Genomic DNA, 26,998 nt, shown 5'->3' on the forward strand with positions numbered 1-26,998 from the left:
CAAGGCCCCGGCGGGTTTGGGCTTGAGGGTTAAAACAGGTGTCAGTGTCATCGAACAGTCATCTGCACTGCCTAGGCTGGCATCCTCAAGAGTTAAGTGTTTTGCAGGCCGAGCCTGCCCACATTTGGTGCTGGACTAGTCCAGATAGGTAACGTTGATGCGTGAAGGTGCACCCAAAGCGGTGACAGCCATTGGTTTGGCCCTGCAAGAGCAAATCGAACATGGCTTGCTGACCTGTGGCAGCCAATTGCCGGCTGAAAGAAAACTCAGCGAACTGTTCGCGACCACCCGCATCACGGTACGTGAAGCGTTGTTGCAACTGGAAGCGCAAGGCGTGGTGTATCGCGAGGAGCGGCGCGGCTGGTTTATTTCGCCGCCGCGTCTGGCCTACAACCTGATGCAGCGCAGCCACTTTCACGCCATGGTCAGCGCCCAGGGGCGAGTGCCGACCACCGAGGTGATTTCGGCGCGCTTGCAGCCGGCGTCGGCCGCCGTGTGCGCACGTCTGCAGTTACCGGCGTTTTCCAGTGTGATCCAGATCTGCCGGGCGCGGCGCATTGATGGGCGTTTGGTGCTGTATGTCGAGCATTACCTGAACCCGCAATACTTCCCGCAGATTCTGGATTTTGACCTCACGCAGTCGATCACCGAGCTGTATGCGCGGCACTACGATTTGCATTACGGGCGGGTGCGTTTTGAGATCGTGCCGACCGCCTTGCCCGCCGAGGCGGCGGCAACGCTCAAGGTGTCGACGGGCAGCCCGGGGTTGAGGATCGAGCGCATCAACTACGACCAGCACGAGCGGCTGATCGACTGTGACATTGAGTATTGGCGACATGACGCGATCCACGTTGGTGTGGATGTGCTGGAGCGTTGAGTCTGAGCCTGCCTCGCGAACTTTTAAAGATCAAAAGATCGCGAGGCGAGCTCGCTCCTACAGGGGGGTTATTCCTTTTGTAAGTTCCCGCTACCTGCTGTCACTACCTGCACGCTCAGGCGCGGTGTCGCGAGGTCAAGGCCGGCTTCATCCAGATGGCGCTTGAGCGACAGGTTGAACGCCCGTGACACTTCCCATTGCTTGATCGGCGCGGTTTTGAAGCGTGCGCGCAAAATTGCGCTGCCCGACTCGAAACTTTCGACCCCTTGAATCTCCAGCGGCGACCAGATGTTGCGGCGCTGCAGCGGGTCGGTGCGCATCTTTTGTCCCACCTCGCGCATCAGCTTGATGGCGTCGTCGATTTCCATGTTGTACGGGATCGCCACGCGGAAGATCGCGTAACCGAACTCGCGGGAATAGTTTTTGATGCTTTTGATTTCACTGAACGGAATGGTGTGCACGATGCCGTCAATGTCGCGCAGGCGCACGGTGCGAATCGTCAGGCCTTCAACCGTACCCAGGTGGCCACCGACATCCACGTAATCATCGATGGCCAGCGAGTCTTCAATGATGATGAACAAGCCGGTAATCAGGTCGGCAACCAGCGACTGCGCACCAAAACCAATGGCCAGACCGATCACACCGGCACCGGCCAGCAGTGGCGTGACGTTCATGCCCATGTTCGCCAGTGCGACGATCAGCGCGATGATGAAAATGGCCGCAAACAGCACGTTGCGAATCAACGGCATCATGGTTTGCGCGCGGGCGTTGGCCAGGCCTTTGCGTGAGCGGGTCAGGGCGTGATGGATGGCCGTATCGGCGAGAATCCAGATCAGCCAGGCAAACAGTAACGTCCCCGCCAGGCCGAACAATTTGACGCTGATTTCATGGCCTTCACCCTCGGTGAAACCAATCAGCGAGAGGCCCCACACGCGCAACCCCAACTCGATGAACACCAGCCACACAATCAAGTGCGCCAGGGTGTAGACAAAGCTTTTGAGCCGTTCCGAATACAGCGCGTGGCGCTTGGGCCCGCGTTGGGGCTTTTGCGCATGGCGGCGCACCAGCCCGTTGATCACCATGCACAGCACTACCAGTACGGCGCAGATCAGCGACTGGCGCAGCGCGGTGCTGGTATCGCCCGCGGACAAGAAGGTGGCGAACAGTGAGATGCCCACCAGAATCAGCGCGGCGATGTACCAGTAAGTACCGAGGGTCTCGATGCTGTCGCTCAGGGCGCGACGGGTGAGGCGGCGTGACAGTGGCTGGTTACGGATAAGGTGAGCGATGGGGCGGCGGAAGCGGATGATAAACAGCCCGGTCGACAGCGCCGCCATCACGTTGGCAAACGTGGCCACGGTATGCGCCAGGTGCACGCCCAGTGAGGCAACCATGCGCGGGTCGCTGAGTGCCTCACCAAAGGCGGCAAAGCTGCCGATCCACCACAGCGGGCGGAACGCCTGATGCCGCAGAATATGCAGGGCGCGATGACGGTGTGGGCCATCGAGCAATGAAAACAAAATCACGCAGGTGGCCGAGAAGCAGGTGCCGATCACCAGGGCGTAAGCCAGCGCCATGGCCAGGTCTTTGCCCAGCGATGATGGCAAGGCGTAACTCATGTACACCGTGATCACCAGCGCCACCAGCCAGGGGCCGAGCTTGCGCAAGGCAAAGCGCAGCATGTCGACGGCTTTTGGGTGCTGCGGCAGTTCTTCGCTCAGGCCAAAGCGCAAGCGCACGCGGTGGCTGACCCAAATCAGCAGCGAGGCCAGCAGGCTCCAGATCATGATGATCAGCGCAAAGGCAAAGATGATGGGCACCCATTCCTTGGCGGGCAGCATCAAGGCCACCAGTTCATCTTTGGCCTGGCCGATTTCTTCGCTCCAGCGCGAGGTGGGGCTGTCGTTGCCCGAGAACTGTTTTTCGAGGTCGGCGAGAGTGCTACCGATCAAACCCAGCACACCGATTTCAGCTTCGGGCTGGGCTTTTTTGGTGGCATCGCGAAGCTTTTTAAGGTCCGCCAGCAACTTGCTGCGTTGCTGGTCGTTCTCAAGGTTTTTGATCACCTCGTCCAGCGACTGGCCCAAAGGCTCGGTGGGTTGCGTTTGGGTTTTATCCGAACTGGGAAGCAGGCTGGTGATGCCCACAGCTTGGGCCGAGGCGAGCGGCAGCAAGGTCAGCAGACAAATCAGTAGCCAATAGGGCCGGGCAAAGAGACGAAGAAACACTAGGCGATCACCCTCGGAAAGTACGGATCGGACGAGTGTACGCTAGGCCCCGCGATCATTCATTTCTTGTCATACATAAAATAAGTGATCGCGGATGCGGTGCTATTTATTGATTCAGTTTGGCGAGAATTTTAAAAACGATGGTGCCGAAGATCAGCAACATGCCAAACCAGATCGACAGTACACCGGGTTTACTGTCGCGAAAGTTGAAGCCAATGGTGAGCAGCAACATACCAATCACAATGGGGATCAACATGGAATTAAAGGCGGATATTTCGAGCATGTTCTGGACCTGAAGAAGTTAATCACCCAAGTCTAGGTGGCTTTACGCAGAAGTGGGGTGATGTGTATCAAAAATGAATCGCCGTGCTTGTAACACAACAGGTGGGAGCGGGCTTGCTCGCGATGCAGGCGACGCGGTCTTTCAAAAAAAACGCGCTGATTTCATCGCGAGCAAGCCCGCTCCCACCTGTTGAAGCTGGTGTTTACGGGAGTTCGTTGCTGGCGTAGAACGCGCTCAATACTTTGACCAGGTGCGCCAGGTCGTGGCTACCGGCCAGTTCACGGATGGAGTGCATGGCGAAGGTCGGCAAGCCGATGTCTACTGTGCGCACGCCCAGGTGGCTGGCGGTGATCGGGCCAATGGTCGAGCCACAGCCCATGTCGCTGCGCACCACAAAACTTTGCACCGGCACTTCAACCGCCATGCACAGATGGCGGAAGAACCCCGCCGTTTCACTGTTAGTGGCGTAACGCTGGTTGCTGTTGACCTTGATCACCGGCCCGGCATTGAGTTTGGGGCCGTGGTTGGCGTCGTGCTTGTCGGCGTAGTTGGGGTGCACGCCGTGGGCGTTGTCGGCCGAGACTAGCAGCGACTTCTGAATAGTGCGCACAAACTCGTCGCCTTCAGGTAGTACGCGCTGGAGGATTTGCTCCAGCATCGGGCCGTCCGCGCCGCACGCCGAACACGAGCCGACTTCTTCGTGGTCATTGGCCACGAACAGGCAGGTCTCGTCGGTATCGGTGTTCAACAGTGCCTGCAGGCCGGCGTAGCACGACAGCAGGTTGTCGAGGCGTGCACCGGCAATAAAATCACCGTTGAGGCCGATCACCGCAGCGCTTTGGGTGTCGTAGAAGCTCAGCTCATAGTCGAGCACCACGTCGGCGTTCAGGCCGTGCTCGCGGGCCAGTTGGTCAGTGAGCAGGGCGCGGAAATCCACGCGTTCATCGCCTGCAACCTGCGCCAGAATCGGTGGCAGTTCGGTCTGCGGGTTAATCGCCCAGCCTTCGTTGGCCGTGCGATTAAGGTGGATCGCCAGATTGGGGATGGTCGCAATCGGCGCGCGGAAGTCGATCAACTGGCTCTCGACCTTGCCATCGCGGCGGAACGTCACGCGCCCGGCCAGCGACAGGTCGCGGTCAAACCAGGGGGCCAGCAACGCGCCGCCGTAGACTTCCACGCCCAATTGCCAAAAACCCTGGCGTTGCAGCTCAGGCTGAGGCTTGACCCGCAGGCAGGGGCTGTCTGTGTGAGCGCCGACCATGCGGATGCCACCTTGCAGGGGCGAGTGACGGCCCAGCTTGAAAGCGACGATGGAGGAGTCATTACGGGTGACGTAATAGCGGCCGTTGGCTTCGGTGTACCACGTCTCGCGCTCGTCGAGGCGCTGGTAACCGGCGGCTTCCAGGCGTTGAACAAGGCTGGCGGTGGCATGGAACGGGGTAGGGGAGGCCTTGAGAAAGTCGATCAGGCCTTGGTTCAACTCTTCGCGCATAAGTTACTCCAGACAGCAAGGCCGCGAGTTTAGCGCATTGATCACAAAATTTGACCAGCAAAAACGTGCAAACCCTTTGTAGGAGCGAGCTTGCCTCGCGATCTTTTAAAGATCAAAAGATCGCGAGGCAAGCTCGCTCCTACAGGGCGTGAAGCTTTTAAAACGGGGCGGGGCACTCGAAGCGCAGGCGTTCGCCGGTCTGCGGGTGGGTGAAGCTGAGCATGCTGGCGTGCAGGCACAAACGCGGGTAGGCCGCCAATGCCTGCGGGTGCGCGTACAGGCCATCGCCCAGCAGCGGGTGGCCAATGGACAACATGTGCACGCGCAACTGATGCGAACGCCCGGTAATCGGCGTCAGTTCAACCCGGCAATAATCGCCGCAACGCTCCAGGACTTTCCAGAAGGTCAGCGCGTTCTTGCCAAACTCGTGGTCGACCACGTGGCGCGGCTTGGTCGGCGGGTCGTAACGCAGGGGCAGGTCGATGCTGCCACTGTCCAGCTCTGGTTGGCCCCAGGCCAGTGCGGTGTAGGCCTTTTCAGTTTCGCGGTCGTGAAACTGACGCGACAGCTCGCGGTGCGTGTCGGCATCGCGGGCCAGCAGGATTATCCCCGAGGTTTCCCAGTCCAGGCGGTGCACGATGCGGGCTTCGGGGTAGCCGTTTTCTTGCAGGCGGGTGATCAGGCAGTCTTTGTTGTCTTCGGCGCGGCCCGGCACCGACAGCAGCAAGGTCGGCTTGTTGACCACCAGAACGCCTGCGTCCTGATGGATGATGTGAATATTCGACAACGGCATTAAAACAGCCTCTTAACAAACGCCAACGGCGGCTTGGAGATCCCCCTGTGCAGAGAAACCTCCAAGCCGCCGTGGTATCAGCCGGATCGATTAACGATCTGGCAGGGTGATGTTGAGTTCCAGAATCGAGCAGCTACCCTCGTTTTCAAGGGCGATCTGTACTTGATCATCGCCGATGTTGACGTATTTGCGGATCACCTCGACCAGCTCTTTTTGCAGGGCTGGCAGGTAGTCCGGGGTACTGCGTTGGCCGCGTTCGTGCGCCACGATGATCTGTAGACGCTCTTTCGCGACCGACGCGGTGGTTGGCGTTTTGCGGGTACGAAAGAAGTCAAAAATGTTCATTGTTTAATTGCCTCCAAACAGGCGCTCGAAGAATCCCTTCTTCTGTACATCGAGGAACCGATGCTCCACGGTTTTGCCCAGCAAACGATCAACCGCATCGCTGTAGGCCTGACCGGCGTCACTTTGGTCATCAAGGATCACCGGCACGCCTTGGTTGGATGCCTTGAGCACCGCCTGGGATTCCGGGATCACACCCAGCAGCGTAACCGCCAGGATTTCCTTGACATCTTCAACGCCGAGCATTTCACCCTTGCTGACGCGATCCGCGTTGTAGCGGGTCAGCAGCAGGTGTTCCTTGATCGGGTCTTCGCCCAGTTCGGCGCGGCGCGATTTGCTGGCCAGCAGGCCCAACATGCGGTCCGAGTCACGCACCGAAGACACTTCCGGGTTGGTCACGACAATCGCTTCATCCGCGAAGTACATGGCCAGGTGGGCGCCAGTTTCGATGCCCGCCGGAGAGTCGCAGACCACGTATTCGAAGGTCTCTTTGAGTTCCATCAGAACTTTTTCGACGCCTTCTTTGGTCAGGGCGTCTTTGTCACGGGTCTGGCTGGCAGCCAGCACGTACAGGTTTTCCAGACGTTTGTCTTTGATCAGCGCCTGTTGCAGGTTGGCTTCGCCGTTAACCACGTTAACGAAGTCATACACCACGCGACGCTCGCACCCCATGATCAGGTCGAGGTTACGCAGGCCAACGTCGAAGTCGACGATGACGGTTTTGTGCCCGCGCAGTGCCAGGCCCGTACCGATAGCGGCGCTGGTGGTGGTCTTACCCACACCACCCTTGCCGGATGTAACCACTAGAATCTTGGCCAAGGTGCTTCACCCCTAAGGAAAAAGGACTTTTTAGTCCCTGAATAACATCTCTAAATAAACGACAACAGGTGAACAGTCTTGGTGGACATCCCCCAAGCCAGGCCTACACAACGTAAACACTGGCTGATTGCTGACTTCCTACAAAGACTAGTCTGTTTTCTCTACGTAATTGAGATGGTTGGAAAATGGCGTGAGTATCCGTTAAAGACGGGTGATGTTCAACATGTCACTTGACAGACTGATTTGAACCCCGGCGCCCCACAAAGGATCGCGTCGCAGGTCTTCGGACACTTTGTACATTCCGGCAATGGACACCAGTTCGGCGCTCAGTTGCTGGCAAAAAATTCGCGCTCGGGTGTTGCCTTTGTATCCGGCAAGCGCTCGGCCACGCATAGGGCCGTACACATGGATGTTGCCATCGGCCATAAGTTCCGCACCGGGGCTGACCGAGGCGATGACCACCAGGTCACAACCCTCGGCGTATACCGTTTGGCCACCACGTACTGGCGTGGTGATGATGCGGGTCGGTTTGATGGCCGGTTCGGGCGGTTTTTCGGGCTTTTTCGGCGCGATGATTACTTCAACCGGGGGCTCAATCGGCCGCTCACGTGCACCGGACGGCGGCAAGACTGGCAGGTCAATGGCGATGGCCGCGGCGATGTCTTCGATGCGGTTGGCGCGAATGGCCAGGGTGCGCAGGCCATGTTGGCGACACACGCGCATCAGCCCGGGCAAGTCGACGGCACCGGCACCGACGGGCAGCTTGTCTAGCGCCAGCACCAAAGGGGTGTTACTGAAAAAATTAGGCGCCTGGGCAACTTTGGCGGCCAGTTGGCGATCAAGGGCTTCAAGGTTGTTTTGGGCCAGTTCCAGCACCGTAATGGCGAGCATACTGCCCTTAAGCTGAAACACGGGGGCTTGGTCTTGCGATTCGGTTTGGCTCATGGTCGGCTTAATGCGGCTTGTCACTTAAAGTGCAGAGACTTATAACGAGAACGCCCGCGAGCCGCAAGCCGGGTCTAACGATGTAGAATGCCCGGCCCTTGTGTCTGTCCGGAATCATTAATGGATCGCCCGCGTTTTCGAGCTGCTTTTTTTCATCCGCGTTTTTGGCTGCTGTGGTCAGGGCTGGGCGTGCTGTGGCTGGTGGTGCAACTGCCTTATAAGGTGCAGCTGCGCATTGGTCGTTTTCTGGGGGCTTGCATGTTCCGGGTGGCCGGTGAGCGCCGGCGCATTGCTGCGCGCAACCTTGAACTGTGCTTCCCCGAAAAAAACGCCGCTGAGCGCGAGCGCCTGCTTAAGGAAAACTTCGCCTCAACCGGCATCGCCTTTTTTGAAATGGCCATGAGCTGGTGGTGGGCCAAGCCGCGCCTGGCCAAGTTGGCGCATGTCGAAGGGCTGGAGCACTTGCAGCAGGCCCAGCGCGATGGCAAGGGCGTCATCTTGATGGCCTTTCACTTCACCACCCTGGAAATTGGCGCCGCCTTGCTCGGGCAACAGCACACCATTGATGGCATGTACCGCGAACACAAAAACCCGTTGTTCGACTTTATCCAGCGCCGCGGCCGCGAGCGCCACAATCTGGACTCGCTGGCAGTGGAGCGCGATGACGTGCGCGGCATGCTCAAGTTGCTGCGCGCCGGGCGGGCGATCTGGTACGCACCCGACCAGGACTACGGCGCCAAGCAAAGCATTTTTGTGCCATTGTTTGGCATCGAGGCCGCCACGGTGACCGCCACCAGCAAGTTCGCCAAGCTGGGTAAAGCGCTGGTTGTACCCTTTACTCAACAACGACTGGCGGATGGCAGTGGTTATAAGTTGGTGATTCATCCGCCTTTGAACGACTTTCCCGGAGAAAGCGATGAGGCCGACTGCCTGCGCATCAACCAATGGGTCGAGCGTGCGATACGCGAATGCCCAGAGCAGTACTTGTGGGCACACCGCCGCTTCAAAACCCGGCCACCGGGAGAGCCAAAGCTGTACGACAAACGCCGCAAGTAACCTGCGCTGCAAGGGCGCTGAGGTATGAACGGACGAGCGTCGGTGACCGGGTTGATCCTGTCGGGCGGCGGCGCCAGGGCGGCGTATCAAGTGGGGGTGCTGGCGGCCATTGCCGAGTTATTACCTGCGGGGGCGCCCAACCCGTTTCCGGTGATTGTCGGCACGTCGGCCGGGGCGATCAACGGAGTCAGCCTGGCCAGTGGCGCGATGAACTTCACCCAGGCCGTCGAGCACTTGACGGCCTTCTGGCAAAACTTTGAAAGCCATCGTGTGTTGCGCAGTGATTGGCCGGGGGTGATTCACCAGGCCAGCCGCTTTCTGGGCCACAGCTTGTTGGGCCTTGGCAGCCACGTGCCGGTGGCGCTGCTTAACAGTTCGCCGTTACGCGAATTGCTCAACGACAAAATCAACTTTGCCGGTATCGATCAGGCCATCGCTGCGCAGCACTTGCGCGCTGTGGCGCTCACGGCTTTTGGCTACTCATCGGGCCAGGCCGTGACGTTTTATCAAAGTGAAGGTGCCATCGAAGGTTGGTTGCGTCATCGGCGCATTGGTCTGCCGACGGCGTTGACCGTCGAGCACTTGCTGGCCAGCTCGGCCATACCGCTGTTGTTTGCCCCGGTCAAAATTGGCGAAGAGTATTTTGGCGATGGCGCCGTGCGCCAGTCTGCACCCATCAGCCCGGCGCTGCATTTGGGCGCCAATCGCGTGCTGGTGGTCGGGGTCAGCGGCAACCCGCGCGGGCCGGATCGTCAGGGCGGGCAAGGGCGCCAGTACAACGCCCAGCAACCGACCTTGGCGCAAATTGGCGGGCACATGCTCAACAGCACTTTTATTGACAGCCTTGAGAGCGATATCGAACTGCTGGAGCGCCTTGCTGCCAGGGCAGCCCGACAACCTCGGTTTAGCGCCGGTTGATGTGCTGGTTATCGCCCCCAGCCAGCCCATCGACGAAATAGCCGCCCGCCACCGCCACGAACTGCCCGCCGCGCTGCGCCTGTTTTTGCGCGGGCCGGGGGCAACCAAAACCAGCGGTGCAGGTGTGCTGAGTTATTTGTTGTTCGAGGCGGGCTATTGCAGCGAGTTAATTGAACTGGGGCGCAAGGATGCATTGGCCCAGCGTGCGGCGTTAGTGGGGTTTTTGGATATTACGTAGCAGTTGACGAGCCTGGATGCGCTTTGGAAACGCAGTGCATGCCATTCCCCACCTCATGCGCCAGACGATTAACCGTGCTACTAAATTCGATCAATAAATAGGCAGCGATGGGCCGAAACTACAGTGAGTCAGGCCCCAAAAGTGGCAAGGGCCTGCTGGGTTAGAGCGTATTTGAGAAGGTTATATACGGTGGGTTTACCTGTCATTTCTGACAGTATCCAACTGCCTTAAAAAGGCGTTCAATAACTCTAAGAGTCACAACAGTATTAAGGTATTTATGGCGGCCATAGTTCGTTCGGTGGCGTGCTGCTCGCACACTTAATTTATAGGCTAAGTGCTAAGTTTTTTGTGGGTCTGTTTTTGTAAGGCGTAAGAACGTTCGATATCTAAACTTTTCTGTGAATTGAGGGTTGCGGGATGAATATGCTTGAGAGGAAATTAGCTGCTAAAAATGCACGTAAGGCTTATTTTAAACGCGCTGTTGGGTTAAGGCATGCAGCTGCACATGTCAAACCTACTGTGCAAGGTGTTTTGCCAGGCGATCCGCTTGGGCTTATCCCTAAAGCGCTTTTGACCGTTCCTCTTAAAGTTGAAATTCCGCACTGGGTGAATTTTCCGACCAATCCAACAAGGCCCGGTGATGAATTAAGGCTGCAATGGCGACCGCTAGGGAGTACCGATGACGCGGCCTATATAGACCTGCTGGACCCTCCATCTATTGAAATAAAAGGGGTGTACCCAGATCCCATGATTCAAGAAATACCGCTCGACGCTTTTAAAAATGTTCACGGTGCTTTTGAATTTAGATACCGCGTAGTGGGTGGGAATGATGGCGGAGTTGCTACTCCGTCAGAAACAACACCTATAGTGCTCGACATTATCCCGCCCTACGGTTCTGCATATCCGGCTGATTTAATTCTCCCGGCGGGACCTATTACGGATGCCAATCGTGCTGCAGTAGTGGCTGAAATTTCGGCTTATCCTGATGAAGAAAGCAGCGATAGAATTGGTGTTTTCTGGGTAAAAGGTGATGTGCCGGATGATATATCCGGCTTGACCCCTATTGGGGGGTATCAAGCTATTCCAGCAGGTCGGAAATTTGCAATTCCCGAAGCGACAATTGTTGCTGCGGGGGATGGTGATTTTTACGCCTGTTATATCCTGCTCGATAAAGCCGGTAATGACAGTCGTATTGGTAAGTCTGTGAAAATGCCTGTAGCGCTTGGACCTTTGCCTGTGGCGCCATTTCCGGCACCGACGGTACGCCATGCCGACGAGATCTCAGATGAGTTAATTGACCGTGATGATGCTTTTTTGGGCGTTTATCTTGAGATAAAAACTGAAATTACCAACTGGAAAATTGGCGATCGTATTGAGGTCAAGTGGGGAAGCAAGACGTTGGATGTCCTTTTTCCCATCAGTCAGTTTCCGGTTAGCGTCCCAGTGCCGTGGGCAACTCTGAAAGCTGCCTATGATTTCACGAAGCCTGGCTCGCAGCCCACCATTGTCGAGTACACCTATTACCGGGGTTCGCTGCCTTTGGGCTCAGCCGATGTCACGATTCAGGTAGATTTATCCAAAGTGGGGCCAGAAAACCCTGACGAGCCTAACCCGGTAAACCCTGCACTCGGTGTAGTGACCGTAGTCAGTTTTACGGGGGAAGTTGATAAAATTGTTGCTGGTGATGTAAACGAACCTGCAACGATAAAACTCAGACCTTATGAGGGAATTGGCCCCGATCAAAAAATCGAGTTCTTTTGGGGGGGTAAATCACTCGGTACTCATACGGTCACCACCGAAGAGCCCACTGATCCTGATGATATAGAGTTCACTGTTGATTGGGTTAATATTGATGCAGCGGGTAATGGCGACATCGATGTTTGGTTTTCTGTATCGCATGACGACTTTATCAACGATGAAAAATCAAAGCCCAAACCGGTGGCGGTTTCGGGAGTTCCTATTGTTTTGGCTCCCCCTGAATTTCCAACTATTGACACGACTTGGAACTGGCTGAATTGCCCTTCTCTGGAACTGACTGATGATGGTTCCTATGGGATTCGTGTTTATATTCCGGTATCCAGATACTTGGTCGAGGGTACAAAAATAAAACTTAAATGGACTAGTTTTATTGATGAAGGCACCGTAACGCCGATTCCAGGTGACCCACTTGAAAGTGGCGAGTTGACGGTGAGTAAGGAGCAAGAACAGCAAGGTTTTATCTGGTGGGTTAGACCTTATGACACCTACTTTCTGCCCATCTATGGTGCAGACAGTGACAATATAGGCAGTGGAAAAGTTGAATACACACTGCTTATTCAGGGTAAAGAAGAACCTGGAGAGGCGACAGTGGACATAGGTATGTATACCTCAGCAGGGACGTGCAATATCCCCCCAAGTCCATAGATTTATCAGGGCATGCAACATTATTTGGGAGACGCCCTACGATTGCGTAGGGTTTTTCCTACATTGCGGTTTATACAATGTGCGTAGCATGCGTCGGCTTTGTATGAATATGCTTAGAGAGACCTAAGGTAATTCTTTGCATAAAAATGTATCCGATTAACAGGTAAATGACCATGCCCTATCAACGTTCGCCACTTTCTCATTGTATGTTTCTTGTTGCGGTAGGCTCCAGTTTGTTCATCGCTGAACGCGTAAATGCCGAAACAGTTTTGGTCAGATTTAGTGACGAGTCTATTAGTGCTTTGAGTGATCCGCTGAATAAATATAGAGTTTTCAATGGTTGGACGCTGACGGCCAATGCAGCGACCGCACAAAATATTGAGGTCAATAAGTCAAATCTGGTGTTGAACGGGTCAACTGTAAATGGAAACGGTACAGAACCCGGTGTGAGTTTATATGGCAGTAATGCGACCATTACTGGCAGCACACTTACCAGTAATGGGATCGCTCTTAGAGTCGCAGCTGATACCAATACAGGGTCTGTTGCACAGGTACAGAGTAGTACCATCACGGGTATGAACCGTGGCGCAACAGTGTCTCATTTGAGCCGCCTGGAGATGACCGACACTACTTTGTTGGCCAACGCTGCTGAGGGTATCGGCCTTGAGGTGTTCAACGGCAACGCCTCAGCCGTGAGAGGCACGATTGTTGGGGGGCTGAATGGCATACAGATTATTGATTACATCAATCCCGAAGATTCAGTTATTGATCTAGACAGTACTACCGTGACCGGGCGGACTGGGGCGGCGATCCTTGTAGAAAACTACGATTCCGGGAGCGCTCATACACAAATCAATGTGATGAATGGCTCTACACTCACCGGTGGTAATGGCAATTTACTGGAGGTTAACGGCACATCCACAGCCACCTTGCGAGTCAGCGACAGCAATACCCAACTTAAGGGTGATGTGATTGCTGCGTCAGGTGCTACTGCCAATGTGATCCTTGATACTCAGGCCACCTTGACCGGGCGCCTTGAAAACCTCTCGGGCCTGGCAATCAATAGCCAGGCACAATGGGTAATGGTTGAAGACGGTACAGTGTCCGACTTATCCATGAATGGAGGTTCGATCAAATTTGGTGAACCCACCGCTTACTACACGTTGTCGGTCAGTAACTTGAGCGGAGCGGGCGGTACGTTCTATATGGCTTCAGATTTTTCGACCGGTCAGACCGACAAACTGGACGTAACGGGCACCGCTACGGGCAGTCACCAACTGGTAGTGGCCAGTTCCGGTGCTGATCCGATTAATGCAGACAAGCTTTACCTCGTGCACACAGCCGCAGGGGATGCAAAGTTTTCGTTGCTGAATGACCGAATTGACCTTGGTGCTTATTCCTATCAATTGGCAAACAGTGAAGATGGAGGCGCAACCGACTGGTACTTGAACCCTGAGAACAGAACCATAAGCCCTGGCACTCAGTCGGCCATGGCATTGTTTAATACGGCACCTACTATCTGGTATGGAGAGTTGACCACGTTGCGCACACGTATGGGGGAGTTGCGTATCGGTTCGGGGCAGTCCGGCGCATGGGTCAGGGCCTATGGCAATAAGTACACAGTGTCTGCTTCTACCGGAGTGGGCTATAAGCAAAGCCAGCAGGGGTTAACATTCGGTGCGGATGCACCGTTGCCGATCGGTGATGGTCAGTGGCTGGCGGGTTTGATGGCGGGTTATAGCCAGTCAGATCTTGACCTCGATCGTGGCACTTCCGGCACGGTAGACAGTTATTATGCTGGTGCTTATACCACCTGGCTTGATGCGCAAACCGGTTATTACTTTGATGGTGTCGTCAAGATTAACCGTTTTCAAAATAAATCAGATGTGAATTTGAGTGATAACACGAGCACAAAAGGCAGTTATAGCAATTATGGTGTTGGTGCCTCTGCAGAGTTTGGGCGTCATATAAAGCTTGATGAGGGCTACTTTGTCGAGCCGTATGCTCAAGTGTCAAGCGTTATTATCCAAGGCAAGGATTACGATCTGGACAATGGGTTACGTGCTAAAGGTGACCGCACGCGTTCATTATTGGGTGAGCTTGGCTCTACGGTGGGGCGTAATATTGAGTTGGCGGGCGGTCAGGTCGTACAACCCTACCTGCGAGCCGCTTACGTGCATGAGTTCTCGAAAAACAATGAAGTCAAAGTTAACGACAATGTCTTTAATAATGACTTGTCCGGTTCGCGAGGTAAGTTGGGGGCCGGTATGACGATGACCATGACTCAAAAAATAAAAGTCTATGCTGATGTGGAGTACAGCAAAGGCGACGGTATTGAACAGCCGTTGGGTGGCTCAGTGGGGGTTTATTATAGTTGGTAAGTTTTAAGTGTACGAAAAATAATAGGGCTGTTTAAAGCTGAGAGGTCGGGTGCTAGTAGTTTTGCTAGTAACCGATCGATCAAAAGCGTTCTAAATATACTTGACGTGCTTTACGTGCACAGTGGGAGTCCACTGTACACGTCAGGTTAAGTTTCAATTAAATTGAAGTTTAGTGAGTGATAGTAATGGCCGATTTTGATGACAGAAAAAATGTAAAACCCACTGAAGGCCCGGCGAATATAAATGCGCTTGCGTCCCTGCACCTTTTGTTGCGAGAGCCCGATATTGTAGGCGTTTTGCCGGGGCTCCCGGCAGGGTTACTACCGGCTTCGGCGCTTGATGATCCGTTAATCGTTGACGTTGCAGCATGGGTTAATCTCCCGCCAAAAAACGCTATTGATAAACTCTCATTTCAATGGCGCAGGCAGAATACCTCCAACGCATTTAATACAATGCAAACCTATGACGTTGTAGGGCCGCTTGCTGACAGTGATTTTCCTATGTCATTTAGTATTGATGCGGGGAAGCTAGATTACGAGGAAGGGCCTTTTGACTTTAGATACGTGGTCGTTGGGCATAATGGGGGAGGAGAGAGTGAATCAAACATTGTCCCCTTGGTTATTGATCGTACGCCTCCGTATAAGCATCTAAAACCCAGCACACTGATCCTTCCCGCCACGCAAATTACTATTCCTTTCTTCGAGGCTCATGACAATAAATTTGTCTGTGTCATACCAGAATATGCCGATTATCAAGACGGTGATGAAGTCGTTTATTTTTGGAGAACCCGTACGGGTAGTCAACTTATTGGTCGGACACCGGTGGCGACCAATAGAGAAATAATCTATACCCGTGCGCAGATTGAGGCCGCGCTGAACGGTGAGTGTTATGCCGAGTACCAACTTATCGATAAAGCAGGAAATAGCAGCCCGTTGAGTGAGTCAGTGCCCATTGAAGTGGACATGGCGCCACGTTCTCTCGGCTACGTAAAAGTTACAGGCGCCAGCGGTTCATCTCAATTTGGGAAACTGAATATCGATTCTGTAGGGGAGGGCCCTGGAGACGGTATCACTGTGAATATCCCTCCAGAAAGTGATATTTATGAGGGCGAGAAGGTTCTTCTTCAATGGGCTGACCCTCTGGCGTTTAATGCAATTACGCTGAGCAGCGCCGATCCTGATGCTCCCTTGCTATTTAATGTACCCAGAAAAAATATTGCGGCCCACATGGTCAGCAGTTTGGTCGACGGAGCACGCTATATTCCCGTCTATTATGAGGTGCTCGACGGTAGTAGCTCTGAAGTGCTTGCGACGTCGGGTATCTATGGCTTGACCCTCTCAGATATATTGGCAACTAACTATCCGACCATGCAGTGTTCGCACGTGAACGGGAATATTTTGAGCCTTTCCAGCGTGCCTGGGTCAGGAGCTGAGGTGAGTATTGGTGTGTGGCCTTTTATGGCAGACGATCAATATATCAAATTCAAGCTGGTAGGTTTGGGGCAGGATGGTAAAAACTTAGAGGTGGTTTTCTTTGAGCATAAAGTGACTGCCGAGGAAGTAGCGGATAAGAAGGTCAGTGTGACAGTCGCTAAAGAGCAATTTTTAAAATTCAAAGTAGGCATCGATATTTATTTTGAAGGGCAGGTGACTTTTAATAATAAGGGTTATTGGTATGGCTTCAGGGCGTTGCGAGCTAATCTGACCAATTAAATATGTGTCTCCCCGCTTTTTTATATTGCGAAAGCGGGGGGAGCATTTATTTGTAGGTAAGTGTGAAGTTTAAGGCTCCTTCCACTGACCCGGACTCAACTTGGTCAGCTGGATGGGTCTGATACATGCGTGCCTTGAAGTCCAGCACCGTGTTACCCGGCTGAATGGCGATCACGGGTACTTCCACTCCCAAAGCTATTGGAGTCAGGCCATCGGCGCTGAGCATTTGAATTCCCACCCCCTTTGCCGTGGCGCTTGAAGTCAGAGTAAATATCCCTTTAGCAGCATCAAATACCGTCGATCCCTTGGCCCCTTCGAGACGAATATTTGCCGTTGCGATATTCGCGTCTGCAGGGTCTGCTTCGCAGTCGATCAGATTGATGTGAAAATCCACCGCATCTGTTACATCCCCCGGTTTAGTAAAGTGCGAGTTGTCCCAATCACCCAGATTTACCGGATTTGCACTCACAGGGTTGCCTGACAAACTGCATTGCGCTTGTATTACGGTGCCAGTGACACCGTAAGAAAACGCCTTGCCTATGCCGCTGAAATGACCACTGAACAACTGAGCGCCATTCAGTGTGTGCAGGCCGGGTGCGATTTTGCCTATTTTGATCAGCGTGAGTCGATGACGTAAGTTCCCCAAACCGAAGTTGGCACTGCCCATTGCGCCTGTGTGTTGGCTGTCCATTGGCACGTAAGGGCCATTGAGGGCTGTGAATGAGTTGTCTTCTGAAAACTCTTTAACCAAGGGTCTTTGCAGTTCAATTCTGACCCCCACTCCGGGAATGTTGGAATGCAGTATTGTGCCCGGCGTCGGCGGCAGGGGGCCTATGAAAATAGGGGCAGATGCAATGGCGTTAAAGCTCAGTACCGTTTTGCCGTCGTTTGCGCAACCAATGTAGCCTCTCTCAGGATTCTGCGGAAACAGATCATTTACAATCCCAATCACACTGCCCAAGGGCGCATCTCTTGGGATATAAACAGCGCCTACATCGGGAGTAAAAGTTACAGGGCCTGAGCCGCTGACCCAGTAGCAAGTGTTCACATCATCTGCGCCGAAAGCGATAGACATCTTAGAGCACAGAGCAAGTCCAATCAGGCACACTAGCCGTTGAGAAAACGTGTTCATTGAGTCATTCCAGATTGGCCGGGGGGTATATTGAATACCACCCTTATAGAGGGCGATTTATTGGCAAACCAGAGCCTGCAAATGAAACCCGTTGATTTGTTGCATCGTGTCCGGATTTGTGTGCATTTTGCAGTTTTGCTCTGGTTCCGGACCCCAGCCCACGTTCAGAGTTTGCGACTGAAGCGTTGTCGATAACAGCACTTGCCCGGCTTGGCCGATGATTCCCTTTTGTTCACCTGTAACTGTGGTTACCAGTGCAGCAAAAGGCAGCGGTTGGCCATCGATTGTGGTACCGGTTATTAGGATTCGGTTCACTTTTCGGGCAGGAAACACGCTTTTCACAACCGCGCCTCGTCGAGGTATTACCTGAGCAGTAGCGTTATCGATCTCGATATTTGGTCCCAGATCGTCAGTATTGAGCTCAAGGTAGTTGACCCGATAAGGGCGCAGGTAAGGAGCCAGTACAAAACCTTTTTCATTGGTGCGTATGGCGCTCGTATTGGCGACACCAACCCCGGCAATGTCGGGCACCTGAATTAAGGCCATGGTTTCCCCCAAATAAGGGCTTAACTCGATGCCTTGATCGTGGAGCATGATCGCGCCAGTGGTGTTCACCGACATACTGCGGTATTCACGTCCTACAGTAATGCCGCTGCCCAGGCTGGCATAGGGTGTTTGATAGTTGGCCGATAACGTAGCGGATTCTTGCTGTTGCTCGGTGTGGCTGAATGAGCCCCGATAATTGAGACGATTGCCATAGGCGCTGCCACTCACGCTGGTGCGCTGACTGTAGTAGTCGGCATTTTTTTGCAGGTCAAATGTGACATTGCTGGCACGGGCAAAGTCCAGTGGCATTGAAATACTCAGACCTATTTGTCTATCACTGGCGTACTTATCGCTTAACGATTGCGAGGCAAACAGGTTAAGCGTGACGTCCTGAAACTGAGTGTTGAAGCTGAACTGGAATTGACGCTGCTTGTAGCTCGTCCCCCAGTAGTCTTGGTGCGAAAGCGATAAGTTTAAGGAGCTGCGAGTCGTTAAATTTTGATAAACAGAGGCTTCTATCCGGCTACGGCGGCTTCCAAAGAACGTGGAGTCCTGGCTGCGTTGGCGCAGCGCTTCATCAAAGTCTCGATAGCCTGAGGTGGAGTAGCGATAACCGGCAAAACGAAGATTGGTGCCCGAGCTGAAAGATTTGCCGTATTTAACGGCGTAGCTCATCCCCTGCAGACTTTGCACATCATTCCAATCGATCTGGGCGCTGGAACGGGTTGCGTCAAGCGCCAGGGCGCCGAATGTACCTAGGTCTTTAGAGATGCCAAATGTGCCAGCCTGATAAAAGTTGCTCCCCATGAGGCCACCATAGAGGGTTGAGTTCCAGGCGGTGCCCATCGCTAAAGTGCCTTGCCATAATATCGGCTCGCTCAGGTGGCCTGCCGCGTTATAACGTCCGGCAGCAGCGCTGTAGCGCCAGACACCTTCGCGCAATAGATTGCTCAGGGTCGCGTAGGGCTGAGTAAACCGTCTTATCTGACCGTCTTCTTCGGTGAGTACTATTTCCAGTTCACCACTGCCACCAGCAGTGCTCAGGTCGTCGATTTCATAAGGACCGGCGCTGACATAGGTTGAGTAAATGGGGTACCCGTTTTGCCGCACCTCGAGTTTGGCTCGGGTCAGCGCCACGCCTCGAATGATGGGTGCGTAACTTTGCAGCACGTCTGGCAGCATCCCTGGATCCGAACGAAGCAGGACTCCCTGAATAGGCACGCTGCGAAAAATATCTCCTTCTGTTGACGTTTCACCCAGCGTCAAATTCGCGTTAGTGCCCGGCACATCTCGTCGCAGGTAACTAAATGAGCGCGTCCACTGATCGTTATCGGTGTCATCCCGACGGAGTACGTGATTGGTGCGAAATTGCCATTCACCCAGGTTTATCCCGCTGTTGAGAAATAAATCCTGGCTGCTGCTCTGGCCTCTGTAACGGTTGGAGCTTTGCTGTGCAGATGCTTGATAGTTAATGAATGCAGCATTGATGCCGGTATCCCAACGTTTTGGTTCAACATGCCCCGCGACATCACGACGCAATGCAATTTGCGGGATAGAAATGTCCAACAGCATTTTGGCACTGTCAAAATCTGTTGTAGCGCCCGGTATCAGTGCCCAAAGATCCACACAGGCAGCTTTCAAGGAGGCAGGGTCTTGCACACTGTCCGGTTTAATGCCAATTGACGTCAATAATGCTGCAGGCAAGCAAGGTTTGAGTGTTTCGCCATCCTCGCTTAGTAGGAAATTGATCTGTTGCTGTTCAAGCGGTTGTGAATTGGCTTGAACATGCACCCAATAACGTCCGGGTACGATGTCATGTCCTTTGGAAAGGGCTTCAAGTGCATAGTTGCCCGCATCGGTTGTTTGTCCAGTGCCTTGGCGCATAAAACTGGATTGAAACTGTGTTGTCGCGTTTGCGAATGTAAAAGCTGTGAACGTGAGGTTTAAGCTGGCACTCATGATAAAAAGTCGTGTTAATTTCAGGCGCGCATGAGCATTGCATAGGCCGGGTGTGTAGATCATGGAGGGTCCTGGTAGGTCAATGCGGGGATAAGCTTTAGTTAGCGAACGCTACCGGGCGGGATAAAGGTGTGCTGAAGCCGCCGTAGTCATTGATTGCAGAGAACGTGACTTGTATATCGGAGGCCAGCTTGGTGTTGTCCATCGGGTAAACCTGATGAGAAAGGGGGGCAGCCATTGGCGGATTTTCAGGGGACTGAATATGGCCGTTTGAACTAACATCCAAGCGTAGAAAGGAAACGTAATAGGGGGTCGGGTTATATACCTCCAGATAAGTCTTGCCCTCAATTTTTTTCATGGACCATTGCAGCTCTTTTAATCGAAGCTCTGGGTTGCCCTTGATCGCTGTAGGGCGATAGAACAATTTAATTCGAGTGCGTAATGCAATATTTAATACCCCGTCTTGGGACTTAGTGGTTTGAGGGATTTCTTGTACATTAAAATAAAAGACCGACTCTTGGTTGTCAGGTAATTGATGGGGGAGCAGGTTGATTTGAACGTGCTGTTCTTTTCCTGCATTTAATCGAAATAAAGCGGGGGATGGAATAAAAGGCACTGCCGTGGTGTTGTCATCGTCAATTGTATTGACCCAGGTTTGAACGGCAAACGGTTTTTTGCTGGGGTTGGAAATAATAGTGGAGACACTACGCTTGTCGCTGTCATACACGATGCGGGTGCCACTTATAACTAGGGCGGCATGGTTGGAAGCGCTATAGAAAGTGCATATAGATAACAGTGTAATCATAAGCAAAGCAGGCTTTGAATCAGTGGTCTTTCTGATAAAACCGAACATGGAGTGCAGACCTGTCAGCGAGGTGAGAAGTTGGCGAGTCAGATAAGTGCTGCCCTTGGCTGGCAAGGGCAAACAGTGGGCTATTACTTGATAGTGACGAGGAAGTTTATATCGGCATCAGCCGGTCCGGCACTCACGTCTTTTGAGGTTGAGACATAATAAGCATCAAACTTCATGTCGTTAACCTTGAGAGGGTCCAAGACATAGGATTTGGATGCGATGCCGTTCTTCACAGGCTCACCTGTATGATCCTTTATAAGAATTGCAACCCCGGTGGCTGCGCCTGTATATACTTTAGTTGCATAATTATCACCAGCAGCATTACTGGTGAAGGTTACGGTTCCAGCATTTACAACAGCGCAATCCGCATCTAAGGGTATACGAAGAATAAAGTCATTCCCCGGATACTCCTGGCCGACTTCAGTAAAGCGTGAGGGTGATATAGAACCCATGCTGACCTCGTTGGTCACCGCACCACTGCCTGGGTTTACCACTTCTATAGGGCATGTTGAACTGTCGATTTTACCGACGAAGTTGATAGTGCCGGTGTTGGCAAAGGCAGAGGTACCTGTCAGGGCTGTCAGAAGACCCAAGGTTATTAATGAGCTTTTCATGGTGTATAACCTGTTTGGAAATGTGTTCGGCGTATAAATGCGAAACATTGCCGAGTGCACATAAGGGTGATTATAAAGGGGTAGCGTTGTTTCAGAGGGCAGATTTTGCAGGGGTTGAGCGGGTTGAGATATGAGAGAACTCTCAATTATCAGGTGGTGAAAATTTAGAATTTAATATTCCAGCGGTTGAGTGAACTGGGCAGGTCCGCCTCTCACATCGGTTCAACTGGATCAAGCGCATAGCGCGTGCGGCTTATAGGGGGGATATAAGTGCTGCAGTCACATAATACCCTTCACGTAAAATAATGTATTTCACGCGAAAGGTATCTGTGTCTACTGACTGAACTGTTCAGCTTGTTCGAGCCAAATGTTTCACTTGGGCGAGAAGTTTTTAAGAATTACCCTATATTCACGCCCTGGTATTGCGAACACCTGCTTCAGTAGTTATGACGCGATCTGGAGTCTCGACAGTAGGGTAAGTTTTAGCCAAGCGGTAAGGATTAAGGGGTTTTATATCTGGCACTTTTGAATAGATATCAATCGTATAGACGTCAGTCGAAGAGGTTGCTGGATTAAATAATTTAGCATCTCCTACTGATGTCGTTACTCCAGCCTCTATAGGTGTAAATGAGGCTAAAGATTTTTGTACATTGCGTGTAGCTCTAAGCCCACTGGAGGTCGCAGCTTTAGCAAGGTCAAGGGCAAGGTCAAGGTCAAGTATTCGCGTGATTGCCAACGTAGCGTCTGCAGCCAGCAGTGTCCAGTTAGCCTTGTCCAGAACATTGGCTAATGTTGGACTCTTTGTGCCTATGGATATCGCATCTAAGCTGGTCGTCACTGCATCAAGAGCCACAAAAGTTTTTTCCAAAATTGTCGGTGCTGTGATGAAGGTGGTGATGATGGTCGAAGTCCAATAGCTAACTGCATAGCCAGCCATGAGTACTGGCGTAGAACTTGTCAGTGCAGACAGAGCTGTTGTGAAACTGGTTGCCACACTCGAAGCTATGGCTGCCACAGGTGGGAAAAATACCGTTGCGATTACAGTTGCAACTAAAAGCACAGCACCAATAATCACGCCTATCCAGGCGCCGATACCGCCACCGCTGCTACGCGGCGCTACATATTTAGGACGAATGTTGCGACCTGAACCCGCATGCCCGGTGGGGTCACTTAATGCAATGGGATTGCCCAGGCAATACGCATATGGATTTAGCCCACCCGCACCAAATGGACTCATCGAATCGGGACTGTGGAAGCGCATCAGTTGTGGGTTGTAAGCTCGGTAGCCTTTACCGAGTAAATACCAACCACTGGCCTCATCACGCACTTCGCCATTGAATGCCATCAGGCTTTGCAGGTTTTGTTCACTGCTGCGTTCGCCATAAGCAGTGTAGCTAGCGGTCAATAACTGATTTTGCAAGCACTCGCCGACTACGGTATGACTGGCGTCAGTCAGTAACACCAGGGTTTTACTGTCGTCACCAGCCTGTTGTTGGCCGATCGGCTGCCCGCTGATGGTCAGAAAGTGAGTGCTAATACCTTCTTGAACTGAAAGGCTCAGGCGATTACCTTCATAAAAGCGCAAGGTTTCAGGCTGCTCGCCGACTTGAGTGGTGATTAATTGATTGTGTGCATCGTAGCGATAACGCCCGCTGATCTGCGCATCCCGGACCGCCTCAACTTGCAGCAGTCGGCCTTGGGAGTCATAGATAAGACGCTGGTTCTGCTCATCATTGAGCATGTTGCCATTAGCGTCATACTCGAATGCCTGAGTTGCTGGGTAGGAAGGGTGAGTATGGGTCACGTTTAGAAGGCGGCACTTATCTTCAATGTCGTAGGTGAACTGGGCAAGATCCGTTGTAGCGTCGGCAAATATGGTGGCGCAGCGTTGAATATTGTCAAGCGAATCAAACCTGAACGTTTGTCGAGTAATTGCATTGCCATAACGATCCTTGGGTAAGTTATCACCTTCGCATATATGCAGCCGCAGTCGGCCGCGGGCGTCATATTCAAATGTTTCTTTCAATAGCAGGGCACCGTCACTGTTAAGTTCACGTGTGCGTAGCAGGTTATTGGGGTACCACGTCTGGCCGAGAATGCGTGGCGCTTCACTGTTCAAGGTTTGTGAGCGCAGCACTTCCTGTCCTTGATCGTTATACCCAATCTCAACTGTTAATAGGGTATCGGCTGCACGGTCACTCGTTATCGTCTGCGATAACTGGCCCAGGCTGTTGTAAGCAAAGCTCACACTCAGCGCTTTATCCTCATCGTCTTCAGACTGTTGTACGCGTAAAAGACGCGCGTTGTCATCATATTCGTAGATTCTGCGCATGCCGTTGTATTCGGTTTTGCTAAGGGGCTGACCTTGTAATGAATAGGTAAATTGCGTTTCCCAAGTTGTCCCACTGTTATCAGTGCGTGTTTCACTGATCATTTGTTTATGACTATTGTAGAGGTAGGTCAATCTACCTTCAGGGTTGACGGCTGAGCTCATCAATGCATTAACAGCGTTATATTTGAAGGTGGACAGCTCCTCGCCTGCGACGTCTGTGGTTTTCGCCTGAGTGGTAAGTCTAAGGTCATAGGTATAGTCAATGGGCGTCCCACTGGCTTTGGTCAGGCGACTGATCAGATTTTGCCCGTCGACATAGTCATAAAGCTCGCTACGTTTACCGGTTGTCATTTGGGTGAGTCGTGCAAATCCATCAAACTGCTGTTCACCCGCGAGGTACTCTTTAAGCAAGTGATTATTGGGTTGAACGCGCGTGGCAACACGTAGCTCGCCGCTACTGTGTGAGGCATATTCGCTGCTGACTCGGGTAAGATCGGGCAATGTTGTGCTTGTCAGACGGGACCATGCATCGTAAGTAAAGCGCGTAGTGAGTTTGGCCGTGTCGGTTGTCTCAATACAGCGTCCAAAACCGTCATATGTATAAGTATCGACCGACATTAGCGTGCGGTTGGCAGTGTATATTTCAGTTTTTATCGGTTTTTTGAATGCATTGAATACGCTGATTGTCAGGCCGCTGATTAGCTGTGGCGTTGTTTTGTTTTGGGTGTAGAGGGTCTGTGTAGCCCGCTTGACAGGAGGCGTGCCTACAGAAATACCAATCGGGTCGTTATATTCGACTGTCTGTACGCCATCGGCCGCAGTGACACAAAATTGCTGACCCCAATCGTCATAGTCGATCAAACTGCTGGATAAGCGTTCCTCATCATCAATCCAGTCATGTTCGGTTTCCCTGACCAGATTGCCTCGTACGTCGTAAAGCGCGGAATACACTTGGCGCTCTACAGTTAGTGGGCTGCCGGGATCAATCAGGGTTGTACGAACGGCGCGATTAAGTCCATCAACATACGTATGAGTCTCAATGCCATCTGCATTTGTCACAACTTGCTTGGCTTGGGTGCCTTCTACACTGAGTGCATAGGCATAGGACAGTGAGGTTTCGACATCAGTGCCGGGAGCAACAGTTTGTCGAATGAGCCTGTCCAGCGCGTCATAGCTGTACTGTAGGGCAACATCGCCTTCCAGCGTGTATTGCAGCAGGCCGGTATAGAGGGATACTTGCCTCAACAGCGTTTTACTCAACGGAGTTTTTGGGTCTAACTCACTCTTGATAGTTTCCGTGATCTCCAACACTGACAAGTCGTCAAGGCGCGTGTACGTGTATTCAGTAGTCGTGGTGTTGTTGTTGAGTGTTAAGGCTTCCTGTTGGATGCGACCATGCAGCAGTGGATCTTGCGGGAGATCAAAATAACTCACCACCTTGTTCTGCAGTTCAAAAATGAGTTCATCTTTGATTTCGAAGAGAGTTTCGCTCTCCTGCACACAGAAAGTGTCGACGCGCTCTCTAGCCAGAGAGGGTAATGCCATATAAGAATAACGTGTGAGCAAGGCGTTTGCAGGTTCGCCGGTTGAAGTGGGAGCCGGAATAACTTTCTTATCACGTACTCGGTACACAAAGCCTTCTGGGTCGGGAGGGCAGAAGTAGCCGTCAGAGTCTTCACCTTTTGCGCTGTAGTAAGTGTAAAGCTCCACCATCCCTTCTTCTGTGGTATGGCTCAACACGTTTCCTCGGTGAGAATAGGTTGTAGAGGTTGATGCGCTACGCAGTTGATTTATATCATTAGCCAAATACCAGGTGCTTTTAACTTTGATCGGCATTTGGCAGTATGGCATTTGCTGGTAAAAAGATTGACCACTATAAAGTGGGTACTCATTGATGACACGGTGAACATGATCATTTTGTGTGGTGACTTCATGGCTCAACAAATGATAACGATTAAACCTGCGTTCTATTATTCGTTCGGCCTTACCCTCAACAATCAATGATTCGGTACTGTGATAGGTGTAATCGCTATTCACCTTGAATAGGTTATCAAGGCCATCGTCATCCCAGTCAAAGCCGCCTGCGCCATAGCCCATAAAGTTCTCGTCGCTGTAGCTATAGTGGTTCTCGATCGGCGGTTGATCAAACAATGGAAACACCACATGGGTAGCAACACGTGGCAGCGGGCTGGTGCCGGATGCTGGGTGCAAATGACCTTGACTGTCATAAGTAATGGCTTCATGCCCCCCGGTTGGCGTGGTGACTTTTTCCAGACACAGGCATTCAAAAACCTGTCTATATTCAAATGCCCAAGAAGTCAAATCGTCAGAAGGCAAGTGGATTTTAGTGACGTGATTATCGACGCCCGTTAGCTCCAAGCTATAGCGCGCAATCGGCTGCCCCTGTCCTCCGGAAAATGGGTATATGTCGATGTGCACGAAGTCATCATTGGGGTCGCGTTCTATAGACAATATCGGCAAATCGTCAGAGTCGGTAATAGCATTTAAAAAAGGCTCACCTTGAAAGTCCGTATAGGCCAAAGTGATTTTATGACCTTGTGCAGAATAAAATTCTTCAGGCATCGCGACAGTGCCCTGATTAACCAGGATTTCCATCTCTCCTGAAAGATGCATGACGCGATATTGATTATTACCCTCATCGTATAAATGAAACGTATCAAGACGCTGCTCGGGGATAATTGCGCGTGAGGTAATGCTGTCCCATTCAGTGACTTTGAAGGTTTCACCGGAGCGTAGTGAAATAATTTGAGTGCTTATATCAAAATGCGTGAGATATAAATTCCAGCCATAACCAAAGCCTCGATCGATACGGCTAATGGGGCTAAAGCTCAATACCAGCGGGATACTGGGGCCGTTGAGAGAGTTGCTTTTAATCTCTGGCAAATTGATCGACAGGGTGTATTGCCCCGTGCGTTGATCAACGCCGCTTTGTAGGGCACCTAGAAAATTGAAAGCATTTGAGTGCACCGCAGTTGGAGTGGTCATGAGTCTGGGTCTCTTCTTAAAGAGTGGGCAATAAGTGAATGGTTATTATGGTTAACGATAGGCAACGCT

Annotated in this window: 17 protein-coding genes and 1 pseudogene; 6 read left to right on the forward strand and 12 right to left on the reverse strand. The window is 52.4% G+C overall.

The genetic code is table 11. The features are described 5' to 3' along the window. The first annotated feature begins 157 nt into the window (after positions 1-157). Entirely contained in the window at positions 158-877 is a 720-nt protein-coding gene (gene phnR, locus GHO25_RS06705; protein WP_048368606.1) for a phosphonate utilization transcriptional regulator PhnR, read from the forward strand. Between the two features lie 68 nt (positions 878-945). Here phnR and GHO25_RS06710 read toward each other — a convergent pair whose 3' ends face one another. From GHO25_RS06710 to minC, 7 genes are all read right to left on the reverse strand, one after another. Next, a complete protein-coding gene (locus GHO25_RS06710) occupies positions 946-3,105 on the reverse strand; it encodes a mechanosensitive ion channel family protein (RefSeq protein WP_048368605.1) in 2,160 nt (719 codons plus the stop codon). 106 nt (positions 3,106-3,211) lie between these two features. Continuing rightward, complete coding sequence (locus GHO25_RS26095; RefSeq protein WP_164488139.1) at positions 3,212-3,388, reverse strand: hypothetical protein; 177 nt, start codon at positions 3,386-3,388, stop codon at positions 3,212-3,214. A gap of 202 nt (positions 3,389-3,590) precedes the next feature. Then, entirely contained in the window at positions 3,591-4,880 is a 1,290-nt protein-coding gene (locus GHO25_RS06715) for a M18 family aminopeptidase (protein WP_123750373.1), read from the reverse strand. Between the two features lie 157 nt (positions 4,881-5,037). After that, positions 5,038-5,673, reverse strand: coding sequence for an RluA family pseudouridine synthase (locus tag GHO25_RS06720; protein WP_048368603.1), 636 nt, complete (start codon positions 5,671-5,673; stop codon positions 5,038-5,040). 90 nt (positions 5,674-5,763) lie between these two features. Then, a complete protein-coding gene (gene minE, locus GHO25_RS06725) occupies positions 5,764-6,018 on the reverse strand; it encodes a cell division topological specificity factor MinE (protein ID WP_019410761.1) in 255 nt (84 codons plus the stop codon). 3 nt (positions 6,019-6,021) lie between these two features. After that, positions 6,022-6,834, reverse strand: a complete 813-nt coding sequence (minD, locus tag GHO25_RS06730; RefSeq protein ID WP_048368602.1) for a septum site-determining protein MinD — start codon at positions 6,832-6,834, stop codon at positions 6,022-6,024. A gap of 201 nt (positions 6,835-7,035) precedes the next feature. Then, the gene (gene minC, locus GHO25_RS06735; protein WP_153390241.1) at positions 7,036-7,779 is read right to left on the reverse strand and encodes a septum site-determining protein MinC; all 744 of its coding nucleotides are present in this window, start codon (positions 7,777-7,779) and stop codon (positions 7,036-7,038) included. A gap of 120 nt (positions 7,780-7,899) precedes the next feature. On the opposite strand from minC, the gene GHO25_RS06740 reads away from it, so the two are divergent. From GHO25_RS06740 to GHO25_RS06760, 5 genes and pseudogenes are all read left to right on the forward strand, one after another. Beyond that, the gene (locus tag GHO25_RS06740) at positions 7,900-8,835 is read left to right on the forward strand and encodes a lipid A biosynthesis lauroyl acyltransferase (RefSeq protein WP_153390243.1); all 936 of its coding nucleotides are present in this window, start codon (positions 7,900-7,902) and stop codon (positions 8,833-8,835) included. Positions 8,836-8,859: 24 nt separating this feature from the next. Then, positions 8,860-9,991, forward strand: a pseudogene (locus tag GHO25_RS06745) (patatin-like phospholipase family protein). A 417-nt stretch (positions 9,992-10,408) separates the two neighbouring features. After that, a complete protein-coding gene (locus GHO25_RS06750; protein WP_048368598.1) occupies positions 10,409-12,394 on the forward strand; it encodes a hypothetical protein in 1,986 nt (661 codons plus the stop codon). 167 nt (positions 12,395-12,561) lie between these two features. Beyond that, a complete protein-coding gene (locus GHO25_RS06755) occupies positions 12,562-14,775 on the forward strand; it encodes an autotransporter outer membrane beta-barrel domain-containing protein (protein WP_194286798.1) in 2,214 nt (737 codons plus the stop codon). Between the two features lie 185 nt (positions 14,776-14,960). Beyond that, positions 14,961-16,487 carry a hypothetical protein gene (locus GHO25_RS06760; RefSeq protein ID WP_153390245.1) on the forward strand — a complete coding sequence of 509 codons (1,527 nt, stop codon included), beginning with the start codon at positions 14,961-14,963 and terminating at the stop codon, positions 16,485-16,487. 46 nt (positions 16,488-16,533) lie between these two features. Here the strand turns inward: GHO25_RS06760 and GHO25_RS06765 are convergent, their stop codons facing one another. From GHO25_RS06765 to GHO25_RS06785, 5 genes are all read right to left on the reverse strand, one after another. Next, on the reverse strand, positions 16,534-17,619 hold the full coding sequence (locus tag GHO25_RS06765; RefSeq protein ID WP_053225203.1) for a fimbrial protein: 1,086 nt from the start codon (positions 17,617-17,619) through the stop codon (positions 16,534-16,536). A 57-nt stretch (positions 17,620-17,676) separates the two neighbouring features. Next, positions 17,677-20,187: a fimbria/pilus outer membrane usher protein gene (locus GHO25_RS06770; protein ID WP_048368595.1), complete on the reverse strand. Its 2,511-nt coding sequence runs from the start codon at positions 20,185-20,187 to the stop codon at positions 17,677-17,679. Positions 20,188-20,221: 34 nt separating this feature from the next. After that, the gene (locus GHO25_RS06775) at positions 20,222-20,977 is read right to left on the reverse strand and encodes a molecular chaperone (RefSeq protein WP_153390247.1); all 756 of its coding nucleotides are present in this window, start codon (positions 20,975-20,977) and stop codon (positions 20,222-20,224) included. 83 nt (positions 20,978-21,060) lie between these two features. Continuing rightward, on the reverse strand, positions 21,061-21,591 hold the full coding sequence (locus tag GHO25_RS06780; protein WP_048368593.1) for a fimbrial protein: 531 nt from the start codon (positions 21,589-21,591) through the stop codon (positions 21,061-21,063). Positions 21,592-22,000: 409 nt separating this feature from the next. Then, positions 22,001-26,929: an RHS repeat domain-containing protein gene (locus GHO25_RS06785; protein ID WP_153390249.1), complete on the reverse strand. Its 4,929-nt coding sequence runs from the start codon at positions 26,927-26,929 to the stop codon at positions 22,001-22,003. Positions 26,930-26,998 lie beyond the last annotated feature (69 nt).

Origin of the sequence: Pseudomonas sp. FSL R10-1350 (genome assembly GCF_009600525.1) — a bacterium.
GTDB classification, from domain to species: domain Bacteria; phylum Pseudomonadota; class Gammaproteobacteria; order Pseudomonadales; family Pseudomonadaceae; genus Aquipseudomonas; species Aquipseudomonas helleri.

What these genes read in the sequence shown, in the direction of transcription:
- phnR (WP_048368606.1), top strand. Translation starts at nt 158, where the DNA reads ATGCGTGAAGGTGCACCCAAAGCGGTGACAGCCATTGGTTTGGCCCTG.
- GHO25_RS26095 (WP_164488139.1), bottom strand. Translation starts at nt 3,388, where the DNA reads ATGCTCGAAATATCCGCCTTTAATTCCATGTTGATCCCCATTGTGATT.
- GHO25_RS06715 (WP_123750373.1), bottom strand. Translation starts at nt 4,880, where the DNA reads ATGCGCGAAGAGTTGAACCAAGGCCTGATCGACTTTCTCAAGGCCTCC.
- GHO25_RS06720 (WP_048368603.1), bottom strand. Translation starts at nt 5,673, where the DNA reads ATGCCGTTGTCGAATATTCACATCATCCATCAGGACGCAGGCGTTCTG.
- minE (WP_019410761.1), bottom strand. Translation starts at nt 6,018, where the DNA reads ATGAACATTTTTGACTTCTTTCGTACCCGCAAAACGCCAACCACCGCG.
- minC (WP_153390241.1), bottom strand. Translation starts at nt 7,779, where the DNA reads ATGAGCCAAACCGAATCGCAAGACCAAGCCCCCGTGTTTCAGCTTAAG.
- GHO25_RS06740 (WP_153390243.1), top strand. Translation starts at nt 7,900, where the DNA reads ATGGATCGCCCGCGTTTTCGAGCTGCTTTTTTTCATCCGCGTTTTTGG.
- GHO25_RS06750 (WP_048368598.1), top strand. Translation starts at nt 10,409, where the DNA reads ATGAATATGCTTGAGAGGAAATTAGCTGCTAAAAATGCACGTAAGGCT.
- GHO25_RS06755 (WP_194286798.1), top strand. Translation starts at nt 12,562, where the DNA reads ATGACCATGCCCTATCAACGTTCGCCACTTTCTCATTGTATGTTTCTT.
- GHO25_RS06760 (WP_153390245.1), top strand. Translation starts at nt 14,961, where the DNA reads ATGGCCGATTTTGATGACAGAAAAAATGTAAAACCCACTGAAGGCCCG.
- GHO25_RS06765 (WP_053225203.1), bottom strand. Translation starts at nt 17,619, where the DNA reads ATGAACACGTTTTCTCAACGGCTAGTGTGCCTGATTGGACTTGCTCTG.
- GHO25_RS06770 (WP_048368595.1), bottom strand. Translation starts at nt 20,187, where the DNA reads ATGATCTACACACCCGGCCTATGCAATGCTCATGCGCGCCTGAAATTA.
- GHO25_RS06775 (WP_153390247.1), bottom strand. Translation starts at nt 20,977, where the DNA reads ATGTTCGGTTTTATCAGAAAGACCACTGATTCAAAGCCTGCTTTGCTT.
- GHO25_RS06780 (WP_048368593.1), bottom strand. Translation starts at nt 21,591, where the DNA reads ATGAAAAGCTCATTAATAACCTTGGGTCTTCTGACAGCCCTGACAGGT.
- GHO25_RS06785 (WP_153390249.1), bottom strand. Translation starts at nt 26,929, where the DNA reads ATGACCACTCCAACTGCGGTGCACTCAAATGCTTTCAATTTTCTAGGT.